This is a genomic window from Bacillus sp. FJAT-42376 (genome assembly GCF_003816055.1).
GTDB lineage: Bacteria > Bacillota > Bacilli > Bacillales > Bacillaceae > Metabacillus_B.
Genome location: NZ_CP033906.1, coordinates 3,691,758 through 3,708,101, shown reverse-complemented (window position 1 = coordinate 3,708,101; position 16,344 = coordinate 3,691,758). Strand labels below are relative to the sequence as shown.

The following is a 16,344-nucleotide window of genomic DNA, read 5'->3' as shown; positions in this document are numbered from 1 at the left end:
AAGCAAAAGGATATGGTATAAATCCCCATCAGGAGGTATAGTGGAGACAAGACTCTGCAAGAAAGGTGGATCCGCTTACATGGGTTTTGTCCTATCTTTGTTTCTATATTTTCCTGAAGATAAAACGGAGTATATACCTGCGGCCTTTAATATGGCTATTTTCCTGCTAATGGCTGTCCTTGTCTTCCGTATGATTATCAGGCTTTCGAAAAAGGAAGAACGGGAAGTTAATGAAAAATACAAGCATATGAATGACGAAGAACAGTGACCGCTGACAGGCCTGCGCCCAGCGGTTTTTCTATGGACTCTATGCCTGCGGGCCATTGTGAAGAAGCTTCGTCTTCCTGAACCCTTTCATTGTTCTCTCAGCTTCTGCATAAATCACCCATCCTATGAAAAAACTAATGCTTACCAGAAACTTATGGATGGAGGGACGGCTGTGAAAAAGATGATGTGCATATCTGCTGCACTGCTGCTTATGGGAGGCTGCGGTCAGGAGGATCTGACTTCGATGGGGACGGAATTATTTAATCAGGATGGGGATTCATTAGGGACCGTTAAATTGTCTGAACAGCCTGAGGGAGTGAAGTTTGATATCGTACTGGAAGGCCTTCAGCCTGGAGAGCACGGTGTCCATATTCATCAAAATCCGGACTGCGAAGGACCGGACTTTGTCACAGCAGGGGACCATTATAATCCTGACAATAAAAAACACGGACTTCTAAATCCGGAAGGGGCCCATCTGGGTGATCTGCCCAATATCATAACAGACAGTGACGGGAAAACGCAGGCGGAAATTATGGGACCGAAGCTGACGCTCAAAAAAGGTTCGAAAAACTCGCTTCTATTTAAAGGAGGAACATCCCTCGTCATTACGGAAACGAAAGATGACGGAATGTCTCAGCCTGCGGGGGAATCCGGTGCAAGGATTGCCTGCGGAAAAATAACGGAGAAGGAAGCGAACCGCCGGGATAAAAAAGAAATCGATATCGAAGCAAAGCCCTGATTGAATCTCAGGGCTTTTTTACTGTAAAGATGCTTGACGGTCCTTCAGTTCGCAGATTGGCAAAGAAACGGTTGCGGAGGTTCCGGCCCCCGGTTCGCTTTTAAACCGGATGGTTCCGTCATGCTGCTCTACAATTGAAAATGTGACCGTTAAACCGAGTCCCGTGCCGCGTTCCTTTAACGTAAAATAGGGTTCTCCGATTCTTTCGAGCTGCTCCGGTGTCATTCCGATTCCGTTGTCCTTGATCTTGATGCGGATAAATTCGTGGGAAGAATAGGCGGATATTTTCACTTCGCCGTCTGATTCCGATACGGCTTCAACTGAATTCTTAAGTAAATTCAGAAAAACCTGCTTAAGTCTCGCAGCATCTCCATACACGTATAAATTAGGAGCAATACTGTTTTTAAAATGGACATTTTTATAATTGGCATAGGAAGTCATGATTTTAACGACTTCATCGAGCAGCTGGCTTAAGGAGAGCTCATTTTTTTCAAAATACTGCTGTTTTGCCAGATTTAAATAATCCGTAATGATTTCCTGGGCGCGGTCCAATTCAGAGAGGACAAGGGAGATGTATTCATCATTTTTTGGATCCATTCTTGTCCGGTCGGTTCCAATGAGCTGAATAAACCCCCTTACGACTGTGAGCGGATTGCGAACTTCATGGGCGACGCTTGCTGCGAGTTCACTCACGATGGAAAGTTTTTCAGATTTTATGAGCCGGGCCCGGAGGAAAGCGTTTTCTTTCGTTGAGTTAACACAATAAATGGTCAATAGCAGGACAAAAGTAAACAAAAGGAAGCTTAATAACAAATCGAGAAGGTTATCTGCCAGCAAAAAGGGAAATCCGTAAATCGTTAAAATATAGCTTACTGTGTAAGTGAGTATGGTCTTTGTTCCGCTGAGCATGACACCGAGCGAAAGCTTTGTCTGAATCCGAAAGCTGTTCCATTTTGAGTGCAGCATAAGGGGAAAGATTAGAAACAGAGGAGTCACGATGATGGAAAGCCATATGATATCTCCACCTGAGTACAAACGGTACAGCATCCCTGTTGCGGCAACCGAAATACCTGTCAGCGGCCCCCCGTATAAAACGGCAGCAAGATAAGGGATGTAATGAAGACCGTACGGAATTCCGTCAAGAACATAAATCGGAAAAATCATGCACATGATGGAAGACAGGCTGCAAAGCAAATAAATTAAAATTAAATTGGGCTTAGGAATATTGGGAGATGGCCGGTTAAGCCAGAGTGCCTGATAGAGATAGATGGGGAACAGGATAAACGTCACTTGCAAAATTAAATCCTTTAAATTCTCCATAACGGTCTCCTATAAAAGTGATGGTTTTATTATACCATTACCAGGAAAAATATGCTGTTTTAAGCGGGGCTCCAGCAAAAAAAAGAAGCCCGCTTAAAAGATTGTAATCTTCCTTGAAGCAGCGGCTCCTATAAATATGGATGAAGCAAAAGATGTTTGAGAAGGGACAATGTCTCAAGGATCCGTGCGATAATAGCCGGATGAGGCGGTTTATCTTTCAGGATCCCGGTGGAAGGCTGTTTTAATTCGGGAAAGACCATCTTTTAGAGTCTCAAGCGGACAGCCTGCATTAAGCCGGACGAATCCTTCGCCGCCGGGTCCGTATTTTGTTCCTTCCTCTAAGGCAACTTTTCCTTTATGAAGCAGAAGTCTTTTTATCTCTTTGTCATCAAGGTGAAGGTCCCTGCAGTCAAGCCATAGAAGATAAGAAGCATCAGGTTTTATGGCCTTAATCCCCGGGATTTCATCTTGGATATACTTCATGGCATAGTTTATATTTTTTTCAAGGTAGGAGGTCAGTTCCGTCAGCCATTCTCCGCCAAAGCGATAGGCTGTTTCCATGGCAATACTTCCTAATGCATTTAGTGTGAAAAATCCGAGCCTGTGAAGGGTTTCATCCATTCTTCTTCTCAGAGAGTCGTTTTCAATCACCATGATGGAAGCCTGGAGACCCGCAAGGTTAAAGGTTTTGCTCGGAGCGAAGCAGGTAATGGAAAGGTCTGAAAATTCCTTGCTGATGGAAGCGAACGGAACATGCTTATTGCCGAAAAGCATCATATCGGAATGAATTTCATCCGAGACGATCAGCACATCATGTTTTTGAGCGAGCTGTCCTATTTTGATTAATTCTTCCCTCTTCCATGAGCGGCCGCCTGGATTATGAGGATTGCACAGCAGCATCAGTTTAACGTCCGGATTCCCCATTTTCTCATCCAAGTCATCAAAATCTATTTCATAGCGGCCGTTTTGAAGAATAAGCTGACTGTTCACAGCGATGCGGCCGTTCCGTTTAACCATATCGAAAAAAGGTGTATAAACGGGTGATTGCAGAAGAATTTTTTCACCCGGAGCCGAGTAGGTCTGAATGGCAAGGCTTAAAGCGGTTACAACTCCAGGACTGAATAGGATCGCTTCTTTTTCAAAGCTCCATCCATTTCTTTTTTTACTCCATTCCATCACGGCGTTCTTTGTCTTGTCGCTGATTGAGGAATATCCGAATACCCCGTGTCCGATTCTTTTATTCAAAGCTTCAAGAACTTCAGGAGGAGCTTTGAAATCCATATCCGCCACCCACATTGGCAGGACATCAGATCTCCCGAATATTTCTGCTGTTAAGTCCCATTTTACAGAATTCGTTTGCTGGCGCTGAATGACTTCATCAAATTGACTCATTTTTTCACCTCATATACGGTTTACTCACTACTATGGTAAATGTGTTAAAATGAATTTGCAAAAATAAGCAACGGGTGATGATTAAATGGAAACGCAAGCTGCGAATGAGATCATGATGGAAATTTTATATAAATGGGATCCTTTTGGCTTCGGTGAAGGATTTCATGATACAGAAGCAGTGGACGTGGTTCAGGCTGTTCATATTCTGGACCAGCCCGGCATGCTTGCTGAAAAAATTCAGGCAATTTATGAGCACTCTTCTGAAAAATGGATTCCAATGGAAGAGTGCATGAAAATGGCGGTACAGCTGCTAGCAATTAAGGAACAGGCGGGCTGCTGATCAAAAGATAGAGGGTTAATGAAGGAGAAAATAATACCCTTCTATCAGGTGAAATCGCCCTTTAATCAGCGGAGCAGGGCCCCTTTTACTGTTTAAACCTTTGCTTCCGGTTCAGGTGCTCTCTTTCCGCTTGGCGGGCGGTGAGCTTCAGGTATGAAGGAAACCGCCAAGGGCCATGGCAACCTATTTAACATAGCCTTTTAGAAAGGAAGGGCGCGGCACAGAGGCAAAAAAACCGAAACGAACGTTGAAAGAAATTCGGTTATTTCCCTCTAAAAGATGTCCTTATTATCGTCACAATTAAAAAAGGCCGACCCTTATTAATGAGTCAGCCCTTCTTTTTTATGCATGGGAAAAATTCATAATTCTGTCCATCACATGCAGCGGCCTTTCTTCCGGAACGAGGTGTCCGGTTTGAGCTAATTCAAACAGTGATGCATTGGGCAAATCTTTACTCATTCTTCTCCCGACTTCCACCGGCACAATTTTATCCTCTTGCCCCCAAATCAACAAACTTGGCACTTCAATTTTCCTTAAGTCCTCCTGAGAAAGATCTCCTTCTCTGTCACGGATCATCCGTGTCAAAGCCATAAAGATTCTGTCATCTGCAAAAGGCTGTAAATAGCCGTCCATCATTTCCTGGTCAATTAAGGACTGGTCATAAACAACATTGCAGAGATTTTTGAAAACGCCCTGACTGGACAGCCAGTGCTTAATACAAAGATAAAAATAAGGAACGTAAGAACCGCAAATCATGTAATGCTTCATTCGCTTTAAGTAGCCGGAGCTGCATAGAAGCACCACTTTTTTGAAGAGCTCCGGTCTTTCCTTTGCTGCATAAAGGGACACTTGTCCTCCCATAGAATGACCCACCAGAATCGCATTTTTTACTTGAAGCTTTTCCAGCAGTTCAATGACTACTTTTGCCATATTGGAATAAGAATGAACAAAACGGATTGATTTTTCCGTTTTTCCAAATGGGGGAAGATCTATAGCGATAATCCTGAATTCTTCCTGCAAAAGCGGAATCAGTCTTCTGAAACTGAAGGTGGAAGATAAAAAACCGTGGAGTAAAACCATCGTCGGTTTTTCGGGATGTTTTTCATAAAGCTCATAATGAATATTGATGCCCTGCAGATTCATTGTAGAATGAAAAAAAGTCGGGTTCATAATCAACACTCCAGCAATGATAGTTAGTAACAGGTATTTGTAAGAAATGGCGAAACATGTCCTTTATGAACAAAGTTTGGCCGATTTTTTATTATTGTGTCCTTGAAACAGGGTCCCACTCATGTAAAAAATACCCCTAAAACGATTTCGGAAAACAGAATTTTCAGTCATTGATATTCATTTTCATGTTATAATGTTCTGAAGATTTTAACACAGGAGGGAATAGCATGAAGCTGAGCGACAAAGAAACTGAGGTGCTGGAAATCCTGGAAGGAAACAGCAGGCTGCCAATCACCGTAATCTCAAAAATGGCAGGCATTTCTGAAGAGGAAACCGGTCAGATTATTCATAAATTGGAACAGGAAAAAATTATCATTGATTATGCAGCGGCAATTGACTGGAGAAAAGTAGATGGCCATGAAGGGGTTACGGCCATGATCGATGTGAAAGTAGCACCTAAGCGGGGTGTGGGATTTGATGAAATCGCTGAACGTGTTTACCGTTTTAAAGAGGTTCAGTCTGTTTATTTAATGTCAGGTGCATATGATTTAAGCGTTGTGATTGAAGGGAAATCTATGTCTGAGGTGGCGAGGTTTGTTTCAGAAAAACTGTCGGCTCTTGATTCCGTTCTTTCCACAACGACTCATTTCATTTTAAAAAAATACAAACACGATGGACGCATCTATGGTACAGGGGATGAGGATAAGCGGATGGTGGTAACTCCATAATGGATAGTTCGCGATTTATATCCAGCAGTGTATCTGAGCTTAAGCCTTCAGGCATCAGGAAGTTTTTTGATCTCGCAGCAAGTATGGAAGGAGTCATCTCACTGGGGGTCGGAGAACCTGATTTTGTTACTTCATGGAGTGTAAGGGAAGCCTGTATCCTCTCTCTGGAAAACGGCTATACGTCTTATTCAGCTAATGCCGGAATACTGGAGCTGAGGCAGGAGATCAGTTATTACCTCCAAAGAAAATTTCAGACGGCTTACAGTCCGGATCATGAAATACTGGTCACAGTAGGGGCGAGCCAGGCTTTGGATCTGTCATTAAGAGCCATTCTTAATCCCGGTGATGAAGTCATCATTCCGGAGCCGTGCTTTGTTGCTTATGGACCTCTTGTTAAACTGGCCGGAGGAATTCCGGTGTACGTTCCGGCTCATGCAAATTACGGTTTTAAGACGCTTCCGAGCCAAATTGAAAAAGCCGTTACAGAAAAAACAAAAGCCGTTCTGATCTGTTCGCCGAATAATCCGACCGGTTCAAGCCTGGGCAAAAAAGATCTGGAGAAATTGTCCGCAATTTTAGTGAAATATGATTTGCTTGCCATTTCAGATGAGATTTACGCGGAGCTTAGCTATGACGAAGAATTTACAAGCTTCGCCTCACTCGAGGGCATGAAGGAGAGAACAATTACCATATCCGGGTTTTCAAAGGGGTTTGCAATGACTGGCTGGAGACTGGGTTTTGCAGCTGCCCCTGCACCACTATTGGAGGGTATGCTCAAAATTCACCAGTATGCAATGATGTGTGCCCCAACGATGTCTCAGCATGCTGCATTAGAAGCTCTTCGGAATGGGGAAGAAGATGTGCAGCGGATGAAATTAGACTATCGGAGAAGAAGGAACTATTTTGTCCGGTCACTGAATGAAGCGGGATATCCATGCCAGACACCGGGCGGAGCATTCTATGCGTTCCCATCTATTGAATATACGGGGTTAACTTCCGGAGAATTCGCTGAGCAGCTGCTTCTGGAGGAAAAGGTAGCAGTAGTCCCGGGAGACGTTTTTGGCCCGTCCGGAGAAGGGTATATCCGCTGTTCCTATGCTTCCTCGCTTCCCCAGCTTAAAGAAGCATTGAAAAGGATGTCTGCTTTTATGAAAAGAAGGCATGGGGCAGCCGCACCTCTGAGAACTCTTCAGGATTTTTGAACAAAAAAAAGGACAAAGCCGCTTCGCTTTGTCAGATAATAAAAGGGGGGAATACTAGAAAGCCTTTGATGGTTTTAGTATTCCCCCCCGTTTATTTGAATAAACCTGTTTTTCTCTTTTTTTATTTTTTTTCTCAGCATGATGCTAATCTGTAACACCTGTTGATTAGAGCGGAAAGCGGGCGTGCATTCAACAGCCAAGTGTAGCAGAGCAACCCTCATTTTAAATACGCATTGGTTACATATGGCATGATTTGAAATCCCTGATGCGCGAAAAATTTGCTGCATTCCTTTTGAAACCTTTATGTATAAGCTTGCGTTTTATGTGCGAAAGGGGGGAGAGTTTTATGCAGGAAGAAGAACTTGTAGCCAGAGCCAAAAAGGGCAATGCCGCAGCTTTTCAGCAGCTGGTAGAAATTTACCGCCCGGTCGTTGAACGATTCGCGTACCAGCTTGGAAATCGGCAGGATGATATAGAGGATATTACCCAGGAAGTATTTATCCGTGTCTATCGATTTCTCGATCAATTTACGCGGGCGAAGTTTTCAACATGGCTTTACAAAATTACGTTGAATGTAACAAGGGATGCGGGGAGAAAAAGGGCTTCAGCTATAAAAAAGGTGTTTAAGCTGCAGAAAGAACAGCGGGAAGAATATCCTGCTGCAGAAGCAATCGTTCTTAAAAATGAAAGTGACCGGACTCTGCATATTTGTCTTCAGAGTCTGGATGAAAAATATAAGGTGCCGATCATCCTCTTCTATTTCCACGAAAAGAAATACGAAGAGATTGCAGAGATTCTTTCACTCACCCTGCCGGCAGTGAAAACACGAATTCTGAGAGGAAAAGGAATGCTTAAAAAAGCTCTGGAGGAATCTGAGAGGAGAGAAGGTGAAACACATGGATGACAAAATGTTTGAAGAACGGCTGAGCGGGCTGAAGCAGGCGTATGAAGAGATGCCTGACAGGCTGAACGCACAGGAAATCACAAGAGGGATCATCGGGAAAGAAGGCAAAAAAAGACGCTTTCGCTACATGAGTCTCCCAGCAGCCGCGAGCTTTGCCGGAGTGGTTTTAATCGGGGGCCTCCTTTCGTTTCAAATGATGAAGCATCCGGAATCATCGCCTGGTGAAGGAAAACCGGGAATCATGCAGCAAGAGCAGCATCCGCCGGCAAAGGAACAAATAAAGGAAAAAGCAGAAGAGGCTAAAGCCTACTACAGCAATCTTTTGGAAGTGTTAAAGAAAAAGCTGAATAATGAAGATGCGGGGCTGTATCCATTCGTGCAGGAAGCTAATGAAGCAATTGCGAAGTTTGAAAACCAGCCTTTTGCGAACGAAAAGGAATTGGATACTCAATCAGAAAAACTTAAGGAGAAAATTGAATCACACGTATCGACAATCGATGAGCAAATGGCGGGGCTTCAGAAAAAGGCGGAGAAAGGGGAGACGGTTTCCGATGAAGAGCTTCTTCTTCTTCTTTCCAAGCAGGATCAGATGTATGAGAGATACAATGAAAAATGGGAAGTGATTTCCGGCCAAGCTACAGCTGATATGGAAAATTTCGAGTCAGCGATTGCATCGATGAATGATGGAACATATGGAAATAAAGAGCTGCAGCCAATCGTAACTGAGATCAGAAAAGCCGGATACCGTTTTTTTGACGCAGGTGAAGGGATGATAAATATACAGCCGGACTATACCTGGCCAAAAAAGATGCTTGGCGGGAGGATATCGGCGTCCTTTAGTGACTGGTCAGATTTGAGTTTAAACAGTCCGTTTCTGGCTGACAATTCCGTAAAGAGCTATCCCGATTTAGCGGAAAGGCTTGTGGAACTTGAAGAATTCACCTTAAAAAATCCGAACTTCGGACGAATGGAAGAAGTAAAAATGGTATACCGCAATTTATTGCAAAACTATATATTGAAGGGGTTTTTTGATCCAAATATAAAGTCCCCGTCTCCTGAATTTACGGCAAGCATAGAGAAAATGAGGCAAAACGCTTCCGAATCAGAGACATACAAGAGTATCGCTCCGCTCTATCAGAAGTATAAAGAGGGAACCCTTCAAAAAGGTGAAAAGGTGAAAATTTCTTCTGCCCTTCAGACCTCGATCCCTGAAAATGTGTCTCCTGCCTATTTGCTGCCTTTAACTGCCCAGATGAAAGATCAATACGGGGAATTAAAAGCTTCGAAGGATGGGCAGGCATCGATTTCTGAAGGGCCATATTTAGGGAGCATGAGTTCACAACAAGCAGTCGCGCTGAGAATGTACTTCTATGCAGTGCTCAACAAGGACTATGATATCGCTTATATTCTTACGGATCAGAAAAAATCCAAAGCTGAATTTATACAGGAAGCAGAAAAAGCGGAACCGGAATATAAAAGTTTAAATCATAAAGTCCGGTATATTTCTACGGAATCTTCTCAATCAGAGGAAGGTCTGACAATCATTGAACTGTATTCTTCGGAAGGCAAAGAGAAGACTTTTTCCATAAAAGACAATCAACTCATCTTAAGGCAGTGACAGATTAGCGGGAAGAAGCTGGGACAAAACTAAAATTGTAGTCCTGAAAAAAGCATGAAAAGCAATAAAACCGAACGATTACGAAGCTCTATACCAGAGTTTCAGATAATCGTTCGGTTTTTTTATTCGCTATGTTAAAGATTTTTTAACCCTGTTGATTGGAGCGGAAAGCGAGCGCCTGCAGCGGAAATCAACACCCAAGTTAAACAGAGTTTTCTTATTAGCCGGAAACCTTTTGTGCCAGCCTCTTTTTCATGGCTCCAAGCGAAGTCCTTCACAGAGAAATGGAAAGAGGGTTCCGCATGAAAGAACTAAATGAAAAGCCGCCATCTTTTAAAAAGAGTCTTTTGAAAAAATAAGCAACTTATGATATACTTTTTACTTGCGTATATGTAGAGCGAAATATAAATTTTTAGGAGTGTTTAATGATGACAGCCACTTATGAAGTTGGAAATGTATATACAGGAAAAATTACAGGCATTCAGCCTTACGGAGCGTTTGTAGCGCTTGATGGCGATACTCAAGGCCTTGTTCATATTTCTGAAGTAACTCATAGCTTTGTAAAAGACATTAACGAGCATTTGAAAGTTGGGGAAGAAGTTCAAGTTAAAGTTCTTTCCATTGATGAAAAAGCTGGGAAAATGAGCCTTTCTATCCGTGCTACTCAAGATGCTCCAGAGCGTCCGGAAGTGAAAAAACAGCCAAGAAAGAAACAGCCGGCTGCAGCATCAGCAGCAACTTCTTACTCTTCAGGTGATTCTTCTCAAGGATTCAACACACTGAAAGAAAAGCTTGAAGAATGGATCGAACAATCCAAAAAATAATTAATTATGTAAAGGCACCCTGCTAAAGGGTGCCTTTTTCGTTGTTCTTCCACTATTGATCCGTTTTTTCTTTGATCATAAAGGCTAATCCGATACCAAGAGCACATATACATCCTGTTACGATGAATGATACGTTTACACCGTGAATCATTCCTTCTGCTCCATGAGAAGGCGTTTTTGAAGAAGCGATTACGGTAAAAAGAATCGCCGTTCCAATAGACCCTGCAATCTGACGCATCGTGTTATTCATAGCCGTCCCGTGGGAAATAAGGTGATCAGGGAGCTGGTTCAATCCTGCTGTCGTAACAGGCATCATAACGAGGCCAACTCCAAAGAGTCTGATGGTATTTACGGCTGATAAATAAAAAAATGTCGTTGAAGCCGATAGGCGGCTCATCATAAATGTCGTAACGGCTGCAATGATAAGCCCCGGGATGGCCAGTTTTCTGGCGCCAATCCGGTCATACAGTTTTCCTGAAATTGGGGACAGCGCCCCCATGACAATCGCTCCCGGCAGCAGCATCAGTCCTGATTTAAGGGCTGAATAGCCGAGCATGTTTTGCATGAAAATCGGGAGTATAGTGGCGCTTGATATCATAACGAGAAAGACGATAGCAGCGATGGCTGTCGTGACAGAAAAGACAGGATTCCGAAACACCTTAAATTCAAGCATGGGCTCCTTCAGTTTAAATTGTCTTGAAATAAAAACGGTAAGGGAAACCGCTCCGATGAGAAGTGCGCCAAGCACAGCAGGATTGGTCCAGCCTGTGTTTCCAGCGCTGCTGAAACCAAACAGGAGTCCGCCAAAACCTGCTGTGGATAGAATCACTGAAGCGGAATCAAGATGGGGATGCGTTTGCTTTGTTACATTCTTAATAACAGCCCAGGCGATGATAAAGTCAATAATGGCAATTGGAAGCACGACATAAAAAAGGGATCTCCACGAATATTGATCAATCAGCCAGCCAGAAAGAGTAGGTCCGATTGCCGGTGCAAAAGAAATAACAAGACCAAAAAAACCCATAGCCTGCCCGCGTTTTTCAATCGGAAAAAGCACGAACAGTACCGTCTGGATGAGGGGGATAATAATTCCTGCTCCGGCTCCCTGCAGAATCCGGCCTGCCATCAATGCGGCAAATCCAGGTGCAACCGCGCAGATAAAGGTACCTGAGGCAAAAAGCCCCACGGCACTAAGGTAAAGAAAACGGGTTTTAAATTTTCCGGTTAAAAACGCGGTAATCGGAATCATAATCCCATTTACAAGAAGAAAAATGGTTTGCAGCCACTGGGCTGTGCTGGAGGATAGATGTAAATCCTTCATAATTTGGGGGAGTGCAGTGGCGAGAAGTGTCTGGTTTAAAATAGCGATGAACGCTCCTGAAATGAGGACAGCGACTATAGGGATGACGTTTAATCCGTCCCGGGACTGGGAGGCAGTATTTTCCATGGTAAAACCCTCTCCGTTTAAAAAAATTTATAATGAATATAGCCTGCTGGACAATTTTTAAACGGATGAAGGTGTTGGCGCTGCGTAAAAAAAGGACACCCGGTAAGGGGTGTCCTGCTTTTAGCTATCTGACTTCCGGTTTAGGTTCGGTACGGCCCAATTCCGCTGCCGGCTTAAACAGAAGCCCAAGGTTGATTAAACCAGCTATTCCGACTAAGCCGTAAATAATGCGGGAAAGAGCTGCATTTTGCCCTCCAAAAATGGCCGCAACCAAATCGAATTGGAAGAATCCGATCAGTCCCCAGTTAATGGCTCCGATAATCGTAAGAACAAGCGCTGCACGCTGAATTCCACTCATGCTAATACCTCCTGATGTTAAGTAGTTCCCCTTTAATTTGTGATGAAAGAAAAAAATTATGCATGGATGATGCTTGAAAAAAAAATCATAACATCCCTTTGTAAAGACATACTAACTGGAGCGCATTTCTTTACAAGGGGATAGCTGAGAGTCCATAATACAGGTGTAAATTTAAGGAGGCGATTTATTGTGGATAACTTTACATACTACAATCCTACAAAGCTGATTTTTGGAAAAGGCCAGCTCGAGCAGCTGAAAAATGAACTTCCTCAGTACGGGAAGAAAGTTCTGCTTGTATACGGAGGCGGAAGCATTAAAAGAAGCGGTCTTTATGATCAGGTCCTTTCTGTCCTGAATGAAATAGGCGCAGAAGTCTCTGAGCTTGCAGGGGTTGAACCCAATCCCCGTCTGACAACGGTCAGAAAAGGTGTAGACATCTGTAAGACGGAAGGAATCGATGTAATCCTTGCAGTCGGAGGAGGCAGTGTAATTGACTGTACAAAAGCCATTGCAGCAGGTGCTAAATATGACGGGGATGCATGGGATATTGTTACAAAAAAATATACTCCGGCAGACGCGCTTCCATTTGGAACAGTTCTTACCCTTGCGGCAACAGGTTCAGAAATGAATGCCGGTTCTGTTATCACAAATTGGGAAACACAGGAGAAATACGGCTGGGGAAGCCCGCTGACATTCCCTAAATTCTCTATTCTTGATCCGGTAAACACATTTACGGTTCCTAAAGACCACACAGTTTACGGGATCGTGGATATGATGTCCCATGTATTCGAACAGTATTTCAACCGTGCAGAGAACACACCTCTTCAGGACCGCATGTGCGAATCTGTTTTGAAAACCGTCATTGAAACAGCTCCTAAACTGCTGGAAGATCTGGAGAATTACGAACATCGCGAAACCATTCTCTACAATGGAACGATTGCTCTTAACGGGACTCTCCAAATGGGTGCACCAGGAGACTGGGCGTCTCATAATATCGAGCATGCTGTATCAGCTGTATACGATATCCCGCATGCAGGCGGATTGGCGATTCTGTTCCCGAACTGGATGAAGCATAATCTCCATGTGGATGTAAGCCGCTTCAAGCAGCTTGCTGTACGTGTATTTGATGTGAATCCAGAAGGAAAATCAGATGAAGAGACAGCGCTTGAAGGGATCAGCCGTCTCCGTGAATTCTGGAGCAGTCTGGGAGCTCCTGAACGTCTTGCGGATTATGACATTAATGATGAGAACATTGACTTAATTGCCGACAAGGCAATGATCAATGGTGAGTTTGGACGCTTTAAGTCCTTGAAAAAACAAGACGTAGTAGACATTCTGCAGGCTTCTTTATAAAAAAGACTGCTGCTGTTTACCAAAGGGTTTGTTCAGTAACCATTCATACAAAAAAACCCCCCGGCTTACCGGGGGGTTTCCCTTTCATTCATTTCTCTATCCAGGACTTGCTTATCTAATGGATCCACGGTGAAGGAACAGGGCCATCGTGATCATATCGGCGTATTGCCCGTTTGGATAGCGAATCTCATTCCTCAACCGGCCTTCTTCATGAAATCCAAGTTTTTCATACAGTTGAATGGCATGGTGATTGTTGGAGAATACCTCGAGGGTTATTTTTTCAAGGCCCGGTTCACTTCTGCACCACTCGATCATTCTTCTCATTAATTCTTTTCCGAGGCCGCGTCCCTGAAAACTTTTGCTGACGGAAATGCCGAAGGAACAGACATGATTTCTCCGGTTTCTTTTGTGCCGGTTAACGCTCAGCATTCCAATCAGGCTCCTGCCTGAAAAGGCGAGCAGAATCATTCCTCCGTCTTGATACGTTTGATTCAGCCAGTATTCTTCGTCTTCGATTGAAGGATGATATTCACTTGCTTCACTGATCATATAAGGGGTTTCACCAAGAATTCGTTTAATGTATCTCGTCATTTTATAGGCATCTGCCATCGTTGCAAACCGTATTGTTGTTCTCATGAATTCCTCCGATAAGCGAAAAATGACCATCTAACTATAAATGTATCAGCTTTTCGGGAGGAATCAAAAGAATTTTTTTGATGGCACCGCTTTCAGTGCGGGCTTGGCTTGATTTCATGATTTACTTTGGTTAAAGTGAAAGAGGCAAATAATTTAGTATCGGAGGATGAAACCATGACACATGTTCGTTTTGATTATTCCAAAGCGCTGTCATTTTTCAATGAGCATGAAGTTACATATCTGCGCGATTTTGTGAAAGTAGCGCATCATTCCATACACGAAAAAACAGGTGCCGGAAGTGACTACTTAGGATGGGTAGACCTTCCTGTCAATTATGATAAAGAGGAATTCAGCCGCATCCAAAAGAGTGCAGCGAAAATTAAAGAGGATTCCGATATTCTGATTGTGATCGGTATCGGCGGATCTTACCTGGGAGCGCGTGCTGCCATTGAAATGCTGAATCATTCTTTTTACAATGTTCTTTCTAAAGAAGACAGAAAAACTCCTCAAGTCATTTTTGCTGGAAATAACATAAGCTCTTCTTATATGAGAGATTTAATGGACGTTCTTAAAGATAAGGATTTCTCCATCAACGTTATTTCAAAATCGGGGACAACGACAGAGCCTGCCCTTGCTTTCCGTATTTTCCGCAAGCTTTTAGAAGAAAAGTATGGAAAGGAAGAAGCGCGTACCCGCATTTATGCTACAACAGATAAAGCCCGCGGTGCCCTTAAAACGCTTGCTGATGAAGAAGGCTATGAAAGCTTCGTAATCCCTGATGATGTAGGCGGACGCTATTCTGTATTAACAGCAGTCGGACTTCTTCCTATTGCGGTCGCAGGAAACGATATTGAAGCCATGATGAAGGGTGCAGCGGATGCAATGAACGATTTCTCCAGTTCAGAGCTTGAAGAAAATGCTGCCTACCAATATGCCGCAGTCCGCAATGTTCTTTACAGCAAAGGCAAAACCATCGAAATGCTGATCAATTATGAGCCTGGTCTGCAATATTTCTCCGAGTGGTGGAAACAGCTCTTCGGGGAAAGCGAAGGAAAAGACCAAAAAGGCATTTTCCCTTCTTCAGCTAACTTCTCAACGGACTTGCACTCTCTTGGACAATACGTTCAGGAAGGCCGCAGAGATCTGTTTGAAACAGTCTTGAACGTGGAAAATTCCCGTCATGAATTGCTGATCGAAGAGGAAGAAAATGACCTTGACGGTTTGAACTATCTTGCCGGAAAAAACGTGGACTTTGTTAACAAAAGAGCGTTTGAAGGAACAATGCTTGCCCATACAGATGGAGATGTGCCGAATCTGATTGTAAATGTTCCAGAAATGGATGCTTATACATTCGGTTATCTTGCGTACTTCTTTGAGATTGCATGTGCGATGAGCGGTTACCTGCTAGGAGTGAATCCATTTGATCAGCCTGGTGTAGAAGCTTACAAAGTAAACATGTTTGCATTGCTTGGCAAACCTGGATTTGAAGAGAAGAAAGCAGAGCTTGAAAAACGCTTAAAATAAGAAGACAAAAGGAACTGTCCAATTTTGGGCAGTTCCTTTTTGCATGAAAGCGTGTCTAAAGGAAAACCTACCTGTTAGAACGGAGGTGTTCCAATGATTGAAATTCCTTCAAGGCTTGAAGGGCAGCAGTATAATTTATTTGATTTGGAATCTGAACTTAAACCGCTGGGCTATTCCATCGGCGGGGGCTGGGATTATGAAAAAGGGTCGTTTGATTACAAAATAGATGATGAAGTGGGGTATCAGTTTCTAAGGCTCCCATTTTTTGCAGCAAGCGGGGCCCTGGACTCCAGAAATACAACCGTAGAGCTCGGTACACCTTATTTATTATCCCACAAATATCAAATCGGCCTGGATGATCATGCAAGGATTGGCAACTTTCAGGCATCGTTTAATCAATTTTCGGAGCCGCAGGATAAGGACGCTTCTTTTCCGGAGAAATATATCGATTTAGGAAAAGCACTTGTAAAAGAGCTGGAAACAGTTCTGCTTTCATAAAATCCCTGTACTGCTTTTCTTTCT

At 43.4% G+C, this 16,344-nt stretch carries 17 protein-coding genes; 11 read left to right on the top strand and 6 right to left on the bottom strand.

From position 1 onward, the window contains the following. Nucleotides 1-79 precede the first annotated feature (79 nt). Both CEF21_RS18640 and CEF21_RS18635 read left to right on the top strand, forming a co-directional pair. Entirely contained in the window at nt 80-268 is a 189-nt protein-coding gene (locus CEF21_RS18640; RefSeq protein WP_123918959.1) for a hypothetical protein, read from the top strand. A gap of 180 nt (nt 269-448) precedes the next feature. Continuing rightward, the gene (locus CEF21_RS18635) at nt 449-1,006 is read left to right on the top strand and encodes a superoxide dismutase family protein (RefSeq protein ID WP_277423944.1); all 558 of its coding nucleotides are present in this window, start codon (nt 449-451) and stop codon (nt 1,004-1,006) included. Between the two features lie 18 nt (nt 1,007-1,024). Here CEF21_RS18635 and CEF21_RS18630 read toward each other — a convergent pair whose 3' ends face one another. Beyond that, a complete protein-coding gene (locus CEF21_RS18630) occupies nt 1,025-2,326 on the bottom strand; it encodes an ATP-binding protein (protein ID WP_123918957.1) in 1,302 nt (433 codons plus the stop codon). 210 nt (nt 2,327-2,536) lie between these two features. Next, a complete protein-coding gene (locus tag CEF21_RS18625; RefSeq protein WP_123918955.1) occupies nt 2,537-3,718 on the bottom strand; it encodes a MalY/PatB family protein in 1,182 nt (393 codons plus the stop codon). Between the two features lie 85 nt (nt 3,719-3,803). Here CEF21_RS18625 and CEF21_RS18620 point away from each other — a divergent pair, with 85 nt between their 5' ends. Then, nucleotides 3,804-4,058, top strand: coding sequence for a DUF1871 family protein (locus tag CEF21_RS18620; protein ID WP_123918953.1), 255 nt, complete (start codon nt 3,804-3,806; stop codon nt 4,056-4,058). 342 nt (nt 4,059-4,400) lie between these two features. Here the strand turns inward: CEF21_RS18620 and CEF21_RS18615 are convergent, their stop codons facing one another. Then, nucleotides 4,401-5,228, bottom strand: a complete 828-nt coding sequence (locus tag CEF21_RS18615) for an alpha/beta fold hydrolase (protein WP_123918951.1) — start codon at nt 5,226-5,228, stop codon at nt 4,401-4,403. 227 nt (nt 5,229-5,455) lie between these two features. Between CEF21_RS18615 and CEF21_RS18610 the strand changes: the two genes are divergently transcribed. From CEF21_RS18610 to yugI, 5 genes are all read left to right on the top strand, one after another. Then, complete coding sequence (locus CEF21_RS18610; protein WP_123918949.1) at nt 5,456-5,956, top strand: Lrp/AsnC family transcriptional regulator; 501 nt, start codon at nt 5,456-5,458, stop codon at nt 5,954-5,956. Then, complete coding sequence (locus CEF21_RS18605; RefSeq protein WP_123918947.1) at nt 5,956-7,158, top strand: aminotransferase; 1,203 nt, start codon at nt 5,956-5,958, stop codon at nt 7,156-7,158. The genes CEF21_RS18610 and CEF21_RS18605 overlap by 1 nt, the downstream gene beginning before the upstream one ends. A gap of 346 nt (nt 7,159-7,504) precedes the next feature. Then, the gene (locus CEF21_RS18600) at nt 7,505-8,062 is read left to right on the top strand and encodes an RNA polymerase sigma factor (RefSeq protein WP_123918945.1); all 558 of its coding nucleotides are present in this window, start codon (nt 7,505-7,507) and stop codon (nt 8,060-8,062) included. Next, nucleotides 8,055-9,680, top strand: coding sequence for a hypothetical protein (locus CEF21_RS18595; RefSeq protein ID WP_123918943.1), 1,626 nt, complete (start codon nt 8,055-8,057; stop codon nt 9,678-9,680). The genes CEF21_RS18600 and CEF21_RS18595 overlap by 8 nt, the downstream gene beginning before the upstream one ends. 428 nt (nt 9,681-10,108) lie before the next feature. Further along, nucleotides 10,109-10,504, top strand: a complete 396-nt coding sequence (gene yugI / locus CEF21_RS18590) for a S1 domain-containing post-transcriptional regulator GSP13 (RefSeq protein ID WP_123920397.1) — start codon at nt 10,109-10,111, stop codon at nt 10,502-10,504. Nucleotides 10,505-10,556: 52 nt separating this feature from the next. Here the strand turns inward: yugI and CEF21_RS18585 are convergent, their stop codons facing one another. Further along, nucleotides 10,557-11,951, bottom strand: a complete 1,395-nt coding sequence (locus tag CEF21_RS18585) for an MDR family MFS transporter (protein WP_123918941.1) — start codon at nt 11,949-11,951, stop codon at nt 10,557-10,559. Nucleotides 11,952-12,075: 124 nt separating this feature from the next. Beyond that, nucleotides 12,076-12,309, bottom strand: coding sequence for a DUF378 domain-containing protein (locus CEF21_RS18580; protein WP_123918939.1), 234 nt, complete (start codon nt 12,307-12,309; stop codon nt 12,076-12,078). Nucleotides 12,310-12,498: 189 nt separating this feature from the next. Here CEF21_RS18580 and CEF21_RS18575 point away from each other — a divergent pair, with 189 nt between their 5' ends. Next, nucleotides 12,499-13,662, top strand: a complete 1,164-nt coding sequence (locus CEF21_RS18575; protein WP_123918937.1) for an iron-containing alcohol dehydrogenase — start codon at nt 12,499-12,501, stop codon at nt 13,660-13,662. A gap of 111 nt (nt 13,663-13,773) precedes the next feature. Here the strand turns inward: CEF21_RS18575 and CEF21_RS18570 are convergent, their stop codons facing one another. Continuing rightward, entirely contained in the window at nt 13,774-14,298 is a 525-nt protein-coding gene (locus CEF21_RS18570; protein WP_164462242.1) for a GNAT family N-acetyltransferase, read from the bottom strand. Nucleotides 14,299-14,472: 174 nt separating this feature from the next. Between CEF21_RS18570 and CEF21_RS18565 the strand changes: the two genes are divergently transcribed. Together CEF21_RS18565 and CEF21_RS18560 are read left to right on the top strand one after the other, a co-directional pair. Further along, nucleotides 14,473-15,822 carry a glucose-6-phosphate isomerase gene (locus CEF21_RS18565; protein ID WP_123918933.1) on the top strand — a complete coding sequence of 450 codons (1,350 nt, stop codon included), beginning with the start codon at nt 14,473-14,475 and terminating at the stop codon, nt 15,820-15,822. 93 nt (nt 15,823-15,915) lie between these two features. After that, nucleotides 15,916-16,320 carry a YugN-like family protein gene (locus CEF21_RS18560; RefSeq protein WP_123918931.1) on the top strand — a complete coding sequence of 135 codons (405 nt, stop codon included), beginning with the start codon at nt 15,916-15,918 and terminating at the stop codon, nt 16,318-16,320. Nucleotides 16,321-16,344: the final 24 nt, after the last annotated feature.